Origin of the sequence: Actinomadura sp. KC216, from assembly GCF_004348535.1 — a bacterium.
Taxonomy (GTDB): Bacteria; Actinomycetota; Actinomycetes; order Streptosporangiales; family Streptosporangiaceae; genus Spirillospora.
The window spans coordinates 1-12,656 of sequence record NZ_SMJX01000242.1 but is presented as its reverse complement, the minus strand read 5'-3'; the positions used below and the strand labels follow the sequence as shown (position 1 = coordinate 12,656).

At 75.7% G+C, this 12,656-nt stretch carries 15 protein-coding genes; 10 read left to right on the top strand and 5 right to left on the bottom strand.

Going from position 1 to position 12,656, the window contains the following annotated elements; translation table 11 throughout:
* The coding region (locus E1264_RS31295; RefSeq protein WP_165964472.1) for a site-specific integrase at positions 1 to 806 on the bottom strand (806 nt) is incomplete at its 3' end.
* Between the two features lie 151 nt (positions 807 to 957).
* On the opposite strand from E1264_RS31295, the gene E1264_RS31290 reads away from it, so the two are divergent.
* From E1264_RS31290 to E1264_RS31260, 7 genes are all read left to right on the top strand, one after another.
* On the top strand, positions 958 to 2,139 hold the full coding sequence (locus E1264_RS31290) for a hypothetical protein (RefSeq protein ID WP_132179150.1): 1,182 nt from the start codon (positions 958 to 960) through the stop codon (positions 2,137 to 2,139).
* Positions 2,140 to 2,303: 164 nt separating this feature from the next.
* A complete protein-coding gene (locus E1264_RS31285; RefSeq protein WP_132179154.1) occupies positions 2,304 to 2,732 on the top strand; it encodes a VOC family protein in 429 nt (142 codons plus the stop codon).
* Positions 2,733 to 2,766: 34 nt separating this feature from the next.
* A complete protein-coding gene (locus tag E1264_RS31280) occupies positions 2,767 to 3,267 on the top strand; it encodes a pyridoxamine 5'-phosphate oxidase family protein (protein WP_132179148.1) in 501 nt (166 codons plus the stop codon).
* Between the two features lie 75 nt (positions 3,268 to 3,342).
* On the top strand, positions 3,343 to 3,753 hold the full coding sequence (locus E1264_RS31275) for a YciI family protein (RefSeq protein ID WP_132179146.1): 411 nt from the start codon (positions 3,343 to 3,345) through the stop codon (positions 3,751 to 3,753).
* Complete coding sequence (locus E1264_RS31270; protein ID WP_132179144.1) at positions 3,750 to 4,895, top strand: DUF6596 domain-containing protein; 1,146 nt, start codon at positions 3,750 to 3,752, stop codon at positions 4,893 to 4,895. The genes E1264_RS31275 and E1264_RS31270 overlap by 4 nt, the downstream gene beginning before the upstream one ends.
* An 84-nt stretch (positions 4,896 to 4,979) precedes the next feature.
* A complete protein-coding gene (locus E1264_RS31265) occupies positions 4,980 to 5,663 on the top strand; it encodes a DNA alkylation repair protein (RefSeq protein ID WP_132179142.1) in 684 nt (227 codons plus the stop codon).
* Between the two features lie 98 nt (positions 5,664 to 5,761).
* The gene (locus E1264_RS31260) at positions 5,762 to 6,262 is read left to right on the top strand and encodes a MarR family transcriptional regulator (RefSeq protein WP_132179140.1); all 501 of its coding nucleotides are present in this window, start codon (positions 5,762 to 5,764) and stop codon (positions 6,260 to 6,262) included.
* A gap of 66 nt (positions 6,263 to 6,328) precedes the next feature.
* Here E1264_RS31260 and E1264_RS31255 read toward each other — a convergent pair whose 3' ends face one another.
* A complete protein-coding gene (locus E1264_RS31255) occupies positions 6,329 to 6,748 on the bottom strand; it encodes a helix-turn-helix domain-containing protein (protein ID WP_132179138.1) in 420 nt (139 codons plus the stop codon).
* A 106-nt stretch (positions 6,749 to 6,854) separates the two neighbouring features.
* Here E1264_RS31255 and E1264_RS31250 point away from each other — a divergent pair, with 106 nt between their 5' ends.
* Both E1264_RS31250 and E1264_RS31245 read left to right on the top strand, forming a co-directional pair.
* Positions 6,855 to 7,565, top strand: a complete 711-nt coding sequence (locus E1264_RS31250; RefSeq protein ID WP_132179136.1) for a DsbA family oxidoreductase — start codon at positions 6,855 to 6,857, stop codon at positions 7,563 to 7,565.
* A 107-nt stretch (positions 7,566 to 7,672) separates the two neighbouring features.
* On the top strand, positions 7,673 to 8,353 hold the full coding sequence (locus tag E1264_RS31245; protein WP_132179134.1) for an SDR family NAD(P)-dependent oxidoreductase: 681 nt from the start codon (positions 7,673 to 7,675) through the stop codon (positions 8,351 to 8,353).
* Between the two features lie 157 nt (positions 8,354 to 8,510).
* Here the strand turns inward: E1264_RS31245 and E1264_RS31240 are convergent, their stop codons facing one another.
* Positions 8,511 to 9,467, bottom strand: coding sequence for a WYL domain-containing protein (locus E1264_RS31240; protein ID WP_207936485.1), 957 nt, complete (start codon positions 9,465 to 9,467; stop codon positions 8,511 to 8,513).
* 365 nt (positions 9,468 to 9,832) lie between these two features.
* On the opposite strand from E1264_RS31240, the gene E1264_RS46050 reads away from it, so the two are divergent.
* The gene (locus E1264_RS46050; protein ID WP_165964471.1) at positions 9,833 to 10,432 is read left to right on the top strand and encodes a hemerythrin domain-containing protein; all 600 of its coding nucleotides are present in this window, start codon (positions 9,833 to 9,835) and stop codon (positions 10,430 to 10,432) included.
* A gap of 21 nt (positions 10,433 to 10,453) precedes the next feature.
* Here the strand turns inward: E1264_RS46050 and E1264_RS46045 are convergent, their stop codons facing one another.
* Both E1264_RS46045 and E1264_RS31225 read right to left on the bottom strand, forming a co-directional pair.
* Entirely contained in the window at positions 10,454 to 12,277 is a 1,824-nt protein-coding gene (locus E1264_RS46045; protein ID WP_207936484.1) for a complex I subunit 5 family protein, read from the bottom strand.
* Positions 12,274 to 12,656: cation:proton antiporter subunit C (locus E1264_RS31225; RefSeq protein ID WP_243711273.1), on the bottom strand; the 383-nt coding region annotated here is incomplete at its 5' end. The genes E1264_RS31225 and E1264_RS46045, both read right to left, overlap by 4 nt.

Below are 12,656 nucleotides of genomic sequence, written 5' to 3'. Positions count from 1 at the left end.
GCGAGGTAGGCGTCCAGGACGCGGCACAGCTCGCCGTCCAGGCGGACCAGGTCGCGGCCGGCGGGGCCCATGCCCTTGGCGCGGTGCCACAGCACCCGGTAGCCGGCCTCGGTGCCCAGGTCGGCCAGGTCGGCCCAGGTGAAGGCCGACACCCGCAGCGCGGTGTAGAACAGCAGCCCGATGACGGCCGCGTCGCGCCAGGCGGTCTCGGTGCCGAGGCGGGCGGCGCGGGCCTCGGCGGTGTCGAGGAGGCGGGCGGTCTCGGGGACGCTGAGCGTGGGCGCCTTGCGCGCGGACGCCGCGATCTCCGCGCTGGAGGGCCGCCTGACGAGCAGGACGGGGTTGCGGTCGGCGGCGTCGTTGGATTGCAGGTAGGTGTACCAGGACGACACCGCCGCCAGCCGCCGCGCCCGGGTGGCGGCGCCGGGCGGGCGGACCGCGCCGGCGGCGGTGACGGTCATCGACGCCGACCAGTCGTCCACGTCCGCGCGGCGGGCCGCCCGCGGGTCCAGGCCGGTGCGGGCGCAGTAGTCCAGCCAGGACGCCAGGTCGCGGTAGTAGGCGCGGCGGGTGGCGTCGCTGCGCTGGCCGCGCAGCCACGCCGCGGTCAGCGACCGGGTGCCGTAGCGGTCGCCGGGCTCGTCGGCGGGCAGCGCGGGCAGCAGCGCCACGGACCCGGCGACCGGATCGGCGACCGGCGCCCCCTCCGGCACGACGCGCGCCTCCGCGGCACCGGGCGGGACGGGGACCGCGGGCAGCACCTCCCCGGCGATCACACCCTGCGGCGACTCCTGCGGTGCGCTCATGCGCCGTCCTCCTGTTCGAGGGGGGGCACCAGGATAACCGTCATTATCCCGGAGCATCACGCCCTCTCCTCAAACGCTTTTCGCGTGTCGCGTTACTGGTTTCGCGCAGGAACACGCGATTCGATGGGGCTGTAGGAGTAGGCTGTGGCGGGTGAGCAGCGACGACACCGCGGCAGCGCACGGCGGCGTCCGGGCGGAGGCGTCCCCGGGCGCGGTTCCCGAGGACGGTCCGCCGGATCCGGGCGAGCAGTGCGCGCTGGCCGGGTGCACGCGGCCGTTGCCGCCGCCCGGACGGGGCCGTCCGGCCAAGTACTGCGGCAAGGCCCACGCCGACCAGGCCAGCCGGGACCGCCGCGCCGCCGACGCCGCCGCGGTGGAGGAACCCCTCCGCCGCGCCGAGGCCCTGGCCGCGCCGCTGCCCGAGGCCATCGGCGGGCTGCAGGAGCGGCTCGCCGCGCTGACCGAGGCCCTCGCCCAGGCGCAGAACGGCGCCCTGGCCCGGGTGCGGCGCGCCGAGGCCGAGGCCGTCGCCGCCCGGCAGGCCGAGGCCGACGCCGAGGCCCGCGCGGCGGAGGCCGACCGGGCCCGCGCCCGCGCGGACGCCGAGGCCGCCGAAGCGGTCCGGGCGCGGCGGGCCGCGCAGCAGGAGGCCGAGCGCGACCGCGCGGCCCTGGAGCAGGTCCGCGCCGACACCGCCGAGACGATCGCCGCGCACCTCCAGCTCCGCGACGCCGCCCGCCAGGCGCAGGCCGTCGCGGAGGCCGCCCGGGACGCCAGGACCGCCGAGCTGCGCGAGGCCCGCCGGGCCCACGAGCAGGACCTGGCCCGCCGCGACGCGGCCGCCCGCGACCAGGCCGCCCGGCTGGAGGCCGCCCGCTCCGAGCTCGCCCGGACGGCCGGCGCCCTGACCGCCGCGCGGGAGGCGCTGGCCGCCGCCGGCGGCGAGGCCCGCGCCCAGCAGGCCCGCGCGCAGGCCGCCGAGCACGCCCGCGACGCCGCGCTGCGCGACCTGCAGGCCGCCGAGGCCCGCGCCGCCGCGCTCGAGACCCGGGCGCGGGACCTGCAGGCCGCCGCCGACCAGGCGGCCGCCGACGCCGCCGGCGCGCGGGCCGCCCTGGCGGCCTGCGAGGCGGTGTCCGCCCGGCTCGACACCGCGCTCGCCGCCGCCCGCGCGGAGGCGGCCGAGCAACGCGAACGCGCCGCCCGCGCCGAGGCCGCCGCCACCGCAGCCGAAGCCGCGGCGGCCGCGGCGGGCGCACGGCACCCCGGTGATGACCGGAGCGACCAGGACCGCAGCGGGGAACCCGCGGACGGGCGCCCCCGCCCACAATGATCACGCGGGCGCGTGCGGGGCCTCATCCGGCGGCGCGGAAGAGATCGCGAAAAAGATCGTGCTCCGGATGTCGAGAACGGTGCGGCGGCTCCGTCCCAGGGGCACCAGCGGCCGCGACCGGGGCCGCGCGAGCGAGCAGGAGAACCGCCATGACGCTTCAGCGGATGGACAACGTCGGCATCGTCGTCGACGACCTGGACGCCGCCATCGCCTTCTTCGCCGAGCTCGGCATGGAGCTGGAGGGCCGGGCGCGGATCGAGGGCGACTGGGCGGACCGCGCCGTCGGGCTCGACGGCGTCCGCAGCGAGATCGCGATGATGCGGACCCCCGACGGCCACGGCCGGCTGGAGCTGATGCGGTACCACGCCCCCGCGCCGGCCGGTGCCGCGGGACCCGACCCGGCGCCGCCCCACACCGTGGGCCTGCACCGTGTCATGTTCACCGTCGACGACATCGACGCCACCCTCGCCCGCCTGCGCGGCCACGGCGCCGAGCTCCTCGGCGCGGTGGCGCGGTACGAGGACAGCCACCGGCTGTGCTACCTGCGCGGCCCCGCGGGCATCATCCTCGCCCTGGCCGAACAGATCGGCTGACGACCCCCCGAGCGCGACGACGAGAGGAACGACCGTGGAACCGGACGAGATCACCGAGGTCCTGAACCGGCCGCTCAGCCAGGAGCTGCTGGCCCGCGACATGACCCGCCTGGCCTACCTCGCCAAGGACGGCACCCCCCGCAACATCCCGATCATCTTCACCTGGAACGGGTCGCAGATCGTGGTGTGCACGCCGAAGAACGCCCCGAAGCTGCAGGCCCTGCGCGAGAACCCGATGGTCGCCCTGACGATCGACACCGAGGTGCACCCGCCGAAGATCCTGCTCATCCGGGGGCGGGCCGACCTGGACTACGTCCACGGCATCCCCGACGAGTACCTCCAGGCGACCAGCACCTACGAGATGACGCCCGAGCAGCGGGTCGAGTGGGAGAAGGAGGTGCGCTCGCTCTACGAGGACGGCATGGTCCGGATCGTGGTGACCCCGACCTGGGCGAAACTGATCGACTTCGAGACGGCCCTGCCGACCCCGGTGGAGGAGCTGATCCGGCGGCGGGAGGAGCGCCGCCGCGGCTGAGCGCCGCACGTCCGCGCGCGCCCCCCCGACCACACCCCCAACGGCCACGAAGGCCCGACGCGCAAGGAGAACGAGATGGCCAAGTACCTGCTGCTCAAGCACTACCGGGGCGGACCGGCGCCCGCCGTCGACTACGGGTCGATGGACCAGTGGACGCCCGAGGAGGTCGACGCGCACGTGCGGTTCATGCGCGACTTCGCGGCCCGGCTCCAGGACAGCGGCGAGTTCGTCGACACCCAGGCGCTGGCGCCCGGGGGCGCGTTCGTGCGGCACGGCGGCGAGGGCCGCCCGCCGGTGACCGACGGGCCGTTCGCCGAGACCAAGGACCTGATCGCCGGGTGGTACATCATCGACGTGGAGTCGTGGGACCGCGCGGTGCAGGTGGCGGCGGAGCTGTCGGCCGCGCCCGGGCCCGGCGGGGAGCCGGTCTGCGAATGGCTGGAGGTCCGGCCGTTCCTGGACGGCTCGGCCGCGGTCGCCGAGTGAACGAGACGCTGCCGCGGGACCTGGTGCCCGCGGTGATCGGTGTCCTCGTCCGCCGCGGGGCCGCCTTCGCGGCGGCCGAGGACGCCGTGCAGGACGCCCTGGTCGAGGCCGTGCGCGTGTGGCCGGACGGCCGGCCGCAGGACCCCAAGGGCTGGCTGGTCACCGTGGCGTGGCGCAAGTTCCTCGACGCCGCCCGCGCCGACACCGCCCGCCGCGACCGCGAGGAGCGCCTGGAGGCCGAGCCCGCGCCCGGCCCGGCCGAGGCCCGGGACGACACGCTGCACCTGTACTTCCTGTGCGCGCACCCGTCCCTGTCCCCGGCCTCGGCCGTCGCGCTGACGCTGCGCGCGGTCGGCGGCCTGACCACGCGCCAGATCGCGCAGGCCTACCTGGTGCCCGAGGCGACCATGGCCCAGCGGATCAGCCGGGCGAAGCGGACCGTGGCGGGCGTCCGGTTCCGCGAGCCCGGCGACGTCGCCACGGTGCTGCGCGTGCTCTACCTGGTCTTCAACGAGGGCTACTCCGGCGACGTCGACCTGGCCGCCGAGGCGATCCGGCTGACCCGCCAGCTGGCGGCCATGACCGGCCACGAGGAGGTCGCGGGGCTGCTCGCGCTCATGCTGCTGCACCACGCCCGGCGCGCGGCCCGCACCGGCCCGGACGGCAGGCTCGTGCCGCTCGCCGAGCAGGACCGCGGCCGGTGGGACACCCGCCTGATCGCCGAGGGCGTCGGCATCCTCCAGGCGGCGCTCGCCCGCGACCGGCTGGGCGAGTTCCAGGCGCAGGCCGCCATCGCCGCGCTCCACGCCGACGCCCAGGCGGCGGAGGAGACCGACTGGGTGCAGATCGTCGAGTGGTACGACGAGCTGCTGCGGCTCACCGGCAACCCGGTGGCGCGCCTCAACCGCGCCGTCGCGGTCGGGGAGGCCGACGGCCCGCACGCCGGGCTGGCCGCCTTGGCCGAGCTCGACCCGGCGCTGCCCCGCCACACCGCCGCCGCGGCCTACCTGCACGAGCGGGCCGGTGACCTGGCCACCGCGGCGCGGCTGTACGCCGAGGCGGCCCGGGCGGCGCCGAACGTCCCCGAACGCGACCACCTCACGCGCCAGGCCGCCCGCCTCAACGCCCGGCCACGCACCTGACCGGCGCGGCGGGGAGGGCTCGTGGCGGGCGCCGGGCGCAGATATGCTCTCAGGCCCCTCGTCCGACGGGCACAGGAGGCGGAGATGGCCGAGACGACGCCGGCCGCGACGACGGTGGCCGAGGTGCTGGCCGAGCTGGGCGCGCTGGAGGACCCGAAGGCCCGCGAGGCGAACGAGAGGCACGGCGACGATCACGGCGTGAACCTCGGGAGGCTGCGGGCGATCGCCAAGCGGCTGAAGACGCAGCAGGACCTCGCGTGCCGGCTGTGGGAGACCGGGGACGGCGCGGCGCGGCTGCTGGCGCTGCTGATCTGCCGCCCGAAGGCGTTCGGGCGGCGGGACCTGGACGCCATGCTCCGCGAGGCGCGCACGCCCAAGGTGCACGACTGGCTCGTGAACTACGTGGTGAAGAAGAGCCCCCACGCCGAGGAACTGCGCCTGGCCTGGTTCGCCGACCCCGACCCGGTGGTCGCGAGCGCCGGGTGGGCGCTGACCACCGCGCGGGTGGCGAAGAACCCGGAGGGCCTGGACCTGGCCGGGCTGCTGGACGTCATCGAGGCGCGGATGAAGGACGCCCCGGACCGGCTGCAGTGGGCTATGAACGAGTGCCTGAGCACCATCGGGATCGAGCACGCCGGGCTCCGCGCCCGCGCCGTCGGCATCGGTGAGCGCCTGGAGGTCCTCAAGGACTACCCGACCTCGCCGGGCTGCACGTCCCCGTTCGCGCCGGTCTGGATCGCCGAGATGGTCCGGCGCCGCGAGGCGTAGGGAAGAGTGGCGCGCAGGGGAGATCCGCGGAGAGGTCCGTGCCCGCCTCACCCCACCGGGATAATCTCAATGTTGAGATTGTGGATCGAGGAGGACCCATGGCCGACGCGGTGGACGCGATCCTGGCGCAGTGGGAGCGCGAGCGGCCCGACCTGGACACCTCGCCGATGGGCGTCATCGGGCGGATCTCCCGGGCGCAGCAGGTGCTGGGCCGGGAGCTGAAGGACTTCTTCGCCGCGCACGGGCTGGAGCCGTGGGAGTTCGACGTGCTGGCCACGCTGCGCCGCCACGGCGCCCCCTACGAGCTGACGGCCGGGGGCCTGCTGCGGGCGGCGATGGTCACCTCGGGGGCGATCACCAACCGGATCGACCGGATGGAGGCCAAGGGGCTGGTCGAGCGGGTCCGGGACGCCGGTGACCGGCGGTCGGTGCGGATCCGGCTGACGGCGCGGGGCCTGGAGGTCGTGAACGAGCTGGTCGGCCTGCACGTCGCCAACGAGGAGCGGCTGCTGGCCGGGCTGGACGCGGCCGGGCGGGAGCACCTGGCGGCGTCGCTGCGCACGCTGCTGGAGTCACTGGGCGACACCTCCCTCGCCTGACCCGCCGTCCCCGTCCCGGGCGCCGGAGACGCGACGGGAAGGGGCGGCGTTGGTGGCCGCCGCGGTTCACGACCGGGACGCGGAGGGGGCGGTGGCGCCTGCGCGGGAGCGGTTGGCGCGGATCTCGTCGTGGTGGTCGGCCGCCCAGCCGATCAGCTGCTTGACGATGTCGTTCAGGCCGCCGCCGAGCGGGGCGAGCGCGTACTCGACGCGCGGTGGCACCTCGGCGTAGGCGGTACGGCTGATCAACCCGTCCTGCGTGAGCCGGCGAAGGGTGTGGGTCAGCATGCGCTGGGAGATGCCGGGGATCTGGCGCTGCAGGTCGGTATAGCGCATCGGGCCGCCCTCCAGGACGGCGATGATCAGCATGCTCCACTTGTCGCCCACCCGGTCGAGCACCTGGCGGATGAAGTCCATGTGCTCGGCGGGGATGCTCGCGCACGGCCCGACCGAAGCCGCCATCCCGATACCCGCGCTGTCCTGCATGGCGCCCGTTCCTCTCCGTCGCGCACACCGATGTGCCTTTTGTAGCGCCTCCCATACTGGCTCATACTGGCGTTACGAACAAACAGTAGGAATTGGAGGTCAGGCCATGAAGGTGGAGATATGGGCTGAGATCACCTGCCCCTGGTGCGGTCTGGGCGGCCATCGGCTGGAGCGGGCCGTGGAGCGGTTCGAGCACGGCGGCCACGTGGAGGTCGTCCACCGCTCGCTCCCTCTGGGCAGTGGCCTCCCCGAGGACCGCACGCTCAGCGTCCGCGAGTTTCTGCTGGCCAGGTACGGCGTCCTCCCCGGGCAGGGCGGCGTACCGGATATCGAGGGCATGGCCGCCGCCGAGGGCCTGGCCCCCTACCGGGTCCTGGACAACCGGGTCGGCAACACCGACCTGGCCCACGAGTTCCTGGCTCACGCGTCCGCCGAAGGCAAGAACGCCGAGGCCTGGAACATGCTCTTCCGCTCCTACTTCGGCAGGGCCGAGTCGATCTTCACGCTCGACGACCTGCTCCGCCTGGCCGGCGAGATCGGCCTGGACCGCGACCAGACCCGCCAGGTGCTCGCCGACCGGCGCTACCGCCGGCAGGTACGGCACGACGCACACCAGGCGCAGCGGCTCGGGGCGACCGGTGCCCCCTTCACCGTCATCGGCGGCCGGTACGCCCTCGCCGGAGCGCAGGACACCGACACCGTGCTCGGCGTCCTGCGCCAGGTCTGGGACGAGACCCACCCGGCCGTTCTCGTCGCCGACGACGACGCGGCGGTCTGCGGCCCAGACGGCTGCGCGGTCCCCGCCGCCCAAGCCTGATCCACACGCCTGATCCACACGCCTGATCCCCATATCTGGTCCACACGCCTGCCGGGCATCCGATCTCCGTCGTGTCCCGGCGGTCACGACACGGAAGTGATCTGACCGTGCCCACTCTCGCCATCGTCGGCGCCGGCCCCGGCATGGGCCTGGCCATCGCCCGCACCTTCGGCGGCCGCGGCTTCGACGTCGCCCTGATCGCCCGTACCAGGGAGAAGCTGGACGCGCTGGTCGCCCGGCTCGGCCAGGAAGGCGTCACGGCCGCCGCGTTCCCCGCCGACATCCTCGACCGCGCCTCGCTGACCGGTGCCCTGGACGCGGCCAGGGCCCGCTTCGGCGGCATCGACGTCCTGGAGTACTCGCCGGCCCCGCACTCCCCGGTGCCCGGCCTCACCCTGGCCGCTCCCTCGCAGGTCACGGTGGACAATCTGCAGCCGATGATCGAGTACGGCTTCTACGGCGCCGTCGCGGCGGCCCAGGCGGTGCTGCCCGCGATGCGCGAGGCGGGCGTCGGGACCCTGCTGTTCACCACCGGCGGCGGCTCGGTGGACCCGGTGCCGATGTTCGGCAATGCCAACGCGGCCCAGGCGGCCCTGCGCAACTGGGTGATCAACCTGGACAAGGAGCTGACCGGCAGCGGCGTGCACGCCGCGCACGTGGCGATCAACGTCTGGATCGGCGGGGGCGGCCAGGAAGGCGGCCCGGCGGCCGCGCCCGAGCAGATCGCCCCCCTCTACTGGGACCTGCACGAGAACCGCGACCGGTCCGAGGCCGTCTTCAACGCCTGACCGCCCGGCTCTGGCCACAGGCTCGTCTGCGCCACCGACGAGCGCCACCGACCAGCAGCACCAGGCGACAAGCAGAGGCCCAGCGGCGAGCCACTGCTCGCCGCTGGGCCTCTGGCTTGGCCTCGGCCGGCTACTGCCATTGCGGTTCGCCGCGGCTTCAGGACTCCCGGGCCGTGAAGGGGCGGATGGCCCGGGTGGCGCGGGTGGCGATGGCGGCCAGGTGCTCGGCGAGTTCGGGCGGGTCGAGCAGGGTGTAGTCGACGGTCAGCAGGGTGATGCGGTAGGCGAGGAACCGCATCGAGTCCGAGTGGGTGTGCAGGAGGCAGGAGCGGTCGTCGACCGGTTCCAGGACGCCCTGCCAGGCGGTGACGTGCTGGGCGGCCTTCTCGGCGGGCAAGTGCAGCCGCAGCCGGGCGCGGATCGTCCCGGAGCCGCCGGCGAGGGCGTCCATCGCCCAGGTGACGGCGTCGGCGCCGCCGGGCAGCTCGCGTTCGGGGCCGCGGACGCCGGTGCGGTGCGGGGCGGTGATGCGGTCGGTGCGGAAGGTGCGCCAGTCGGCGCGGTCCTCGTCCCAGGCGACCAGGTACCAGCGGCGGCCCGCGGCGACCAGCCGGTGCGGCTGGGCGAACCGGCGCGTCTCGCGGCCGCCGGCGGCGGTGTAGGCGAAGCGGACCTTCTCGCGGGTGACGCACGCGGCGGCGAGCAGGGCCAGGACGGCGGGGTCGGCGGCGGGCGGGGCGGCGTCCTGCGGCGGCAGCGACACCGCGGCCTCGCTGAGCGCGGCGACGCGGCTCCGGAGCCGGTGCGGGAGGACCTGTTCCAGTTTGGCCAGGGCGCGCAGCGAGGTCTCCTCGATGCCGGTGAGGGCGCCGGCGGCGGCGGTGCGCAGCCCGATCGCGATGGCGATCGCCTCGTCGTCGTCGAGCAGGAGCGGCGGCATCGCGGCGCCGGCGGTGAGCCGGTAGCCGCCGGTGTTGCCGTGGGTGGCGTGGACGGGGTAGCCGAGCTCGCGGAGCCGGTCGACGTCGCGGCGGATGGTGCGGGGGGTGACGCCGAGCCGGTCGCCGCGTTCGCCGCCAAGGCGGGCTTCGATCCGCGGTCGCAGTCCGAGCACTACCTGTACTTCCGGGTGCGGCCGTCGCGGATCCAGGCGTGGCGCGAGGTCAACGAGCTGCGGGGACGCGACGTCATGCGCGACGGGCGATGGCTCGTGCCGGGCTGAGCCGGGGCCAGGGGCCGCCGGTGCAGTCGCGCAGGTGGCGGGCGGTGAGGGTGTCGCCGCGGGCGACGAGGTCGGCGGGCGTGCCGGTGAAGACGATCTCGCCGCCGTCGCCGCCCGCGCCTGACCCCCGGCCCCCGCTCCGCGACCGGGGTTGCCGGAGGGTGTGAGTTGGGTCTCTTGCCGCGCGGAGGCGTCACATCCGGCGGCCCGGCGGGGCTCTGTAAGGTATGGAAGCATTCGCGATTCAGCCGCGCGAGATGACCTGCCACACCATCCTGCGCGCCGCGCACGAGGCGTTCCTGCGGGACGTGGACCGGCTCGCGGCGGCGGTGGCGGCGGGCAAGGGCCGGGCCGCGCACGTCCGCGCGGGCTGGGAGAACTTCAAGGAGCTGTTCCGCGCGCACCACGACCTGGAGGACCGGGTGCTGTGGCCGCGGGTGGAGCGGGCGGTGGCGGGCCGCCGGGCGGAGCTGGCGGTGCTGGCCGAGGTCCGCGCCGAGCACGCCCGGCTCGAGCCGCTGATCGGCCGGGTCGACGCGGTGATGGAGGACGGCGGTGACCTGCGCCAGGCGGTGGCGGAGCTGCGCGCGGCGCTGGAGGTGCATCTGCGGCACGAGGAGTCCGGGGTGCTGCCGCTGGCGGAGTCGGTGCTGGCGGACGAGGAGTGGCGGGCGCTGGCGGACGAGGCCGAGCGGGGCTGGGAGGCCAGGACGCCGGTGTTCGTGCCGTGGGTGGTGGACGGCATCGCGCCGATCCGGCGGAGCCGGTTCCTGACCGCGCTGCCGGCGCCGCTGCGGGACCTGAACCGGGTGATGTGGGAGCCGCACTACCGCAAGCGCCGCCTCTGGAGCGTCTGACCCCCCGAAGCCGCACGGGGGTCAGAAGCGGGCGGTGAGCAGGGCCAGGACGGCGACGCCGGCGGTGAGCCAGGCGGCGTAGTCGCCGATGTGGCCCGAGTGCAGGGCGTGCAGGCGCGCGGCGGCACCGGCGGCGGCGCGCCGGGAGAGCCGGACGGCGGCGTGCGGGCCGGTGGGGCGGGCGCGTTCGGCGTAGCGGCGGAGGGAGGCGGCGGCGATGACGGCGGCGAGCAGCAGCGTGACGGCGGCCCCGGCGAGGCCGGGCAGGGTCCACGGGTCGGCGGGCGGGGAGCGCGGCGGCGGGTGCGTGACGTGGCCGTCCAGGACGAGCGCGGCGTAGGCGTACCGGCTCGCGAACCTCTCGGCCGCGGCGGTGACGGGCCCGCCGGGCATCAGCCCGGCCGCCAGCCCGGCGGCGAGCAGGGCGATGCCGGGGGCGAGCATCGTCCACGGGATGGAGCGCAGCGTGACGGGCGTCTCGGGATCCTCGTGCCCGTCCCCGGGCCCGGAGCCGTCGGCGGCGGGCCGGGACGCGGGCGCGGCGCGCCACACCACGAGCCACACGCGCAGGACGGCGGCGGCGGTGAGCGCGGACGCGGCGACCGACAGCGGCGTGTACCACCACCAGCCGGCCGCGAGGGCGGCGTGCTCGGTGACCGAGTGCCCGGCGAACAGCCCGGACGGCGGCAGCCCGGCCAGGCACAGCGCGCCGACCAGGAACGTGACGCCGGTGACGGGCATGCCGCGGCCGCGGCCGCGCAGCTCGCGGGCGTCGACGGTCTCGTGCCGGTTGAGCAGGGCCCCGGCGCCCAGGAACAGCGCGCTCTTCACCCCGGCGTGCCCGGCGAGGGAGTAGGCGGTGCCGGCGAGCGCGTCGGGGGTCGCGGCGGCGACGCCGACCAGCAGCAGCCCGGCGTGGCTGATGGTGGAGTAGGCCAGCAGCCGTTTGACGTGGTGCTGCAGGAGGCACATCACGGCGCCGAGCAGCGCGGCGGCGGCGCCGAGGACGGCGATGGCGCGCAGCGGGACCAGCCCGGGGAACATCGTCCAGTACGTCCGCGCGACCCCGTACACGCCGAGTTCGACCATGACGCCGGAGAACAGGACGCAGACGGGGGTGGGCGCGACGGCGTGGGCGTCGGCGAGCCAGAAGTGGAACGGGACGGCGGCGGCCTTGACCAGGTATCCGGTGCAGATCAGCACGAACGCGGCGGTGACCAGCGCGTCGGCGTCCCCCGCCCCGGGCCCGGTGCCGGTGAGGCCGCCTCCGGCGGTGGCGAGGCCGAGGTGCCCGGTGCGGCCGTAGACCAGGGCGATCCCGGCGAGGGTGAGGTAGGCGCCGATCGACTGGACGATGCCGAAGTTCAGCGCGCCGTGGACGGTGGCGGGCTCCTCGGACCGGTACCCGGTGAGCGCGAACGCGACCACGCTCATCAGCTCGAAGAACACGAACGCGTCGAACAGGTCGCCGGTGTAGGTGAACGCGCACATCGACGCCAGGAACAGCAGGACCAGCGCGTGGAAGGTCGCCTGGATCTCGGTGAAGTACCGCCAGGAGAACGCCAGCGCGGCCAGGGTGAGCGCGGCGGCGGTGCAGGCGAGCGCGGCGGCGAGCGGGTCGGCGGCCAGGGGGATCCCGACGCCGGTGCCGGGGCCCCAGCCGCCGAGCCACACGACCTGCGGGTGGTGGCCGGAGCGGGCGAGGGTGAGCGCGGTGAGGCCGGTGACGGCGGCGGCGCAGGCGAGGGCCGTGACGTCGACGGCCAGCCGCGGCAGCCACCGCCCGGTGGCGGCCAGCAGCGCGGCGACCAGGACGGGCACCGCGACGGTGAGCTGCAGGATCACGGTTCGAGCGAGCGCAGCGCGCCGGGGTCCAGGGTGCCGCGCCGCCGGGCGACCTGGACGGCCAGGGCGAGCAGCAGCGCGGTGACGGTGGCGCCGACGACGATGTCGGTGAGGGCCATGGCCTGCACGACGGGGTCGGTGACGGGCCCGCCCGCGGGCGGCGGCGGCCGGTCGGAGAACACCGGCGCGGTGGCGCCGGACTCGTACCCGATGGCCAGCAGCAGCACGTAGGTGCCGGACTGGGTGACCGACAGGCACACCACGGCGTGGATGAGGTCGCGGCTGGTGACGATCCCGTAGACGCCGACGAGCATGATCCACCCGGCGGTCAGGTAGGGCAGGACGCTCACGGCGGCTCCCCGGGGTCGGGGGCGCGGGG

Excerpts from the sequence above, each read along its gene's own strand:
- E1264_RS31285 (WP_132179154.1), top strand. The coding sequence starts at position 2,304 with ATGGACAACGTCGGCATCGTCGTCGACGACCTGGACGCCGCCATCGCC.
- E1264_RS31260 (WP_132179140.1), top strand. The coding sequence starts at position 5,762 with ATGGCCGACGCGGTGGACGCGATCCTGGCGCAGTGGGAGCGCGAGCGG.
- E1264_RS31250 (WP_132179136.1), top strand. The coding sequence starts at position 6,855 with ATGAAGGTGGAGATATGGGCTGAGATCACCTGCCCCTGGTGCGGTCTG.
- E1264_RS31275 (WP_132179146.1), top strand. The coding sequence starts at position 3,343 with ATGGCCAAGTACCTGCTGCTCAAGCACTACCGGGGCGGACCGGCGCCC.
- E1264_RS31265 (WP_132179142.1), top strand. The coding sequence starts at position 4,980 with ATGGCCGAGACGACGCCGGCCGCGACGACGGTGGCCGAGGTGCTGGCC.
- E1264_RS46050 (WP_165964471.1), top strand. The coding sequence starts at position 9,833 with ATGACCTGCCACACCATCCTGCGCGCCGCGCACGAGGCGTTCCTGCGG.
- E1264_RS31255 (WP_132179138.1), bottom strand. The coding sequence starts at position 6,748 with ATGCAGGACAGCGCGGGTATCGGGATGGCGGCTTCGGTCGGGCCGTGC.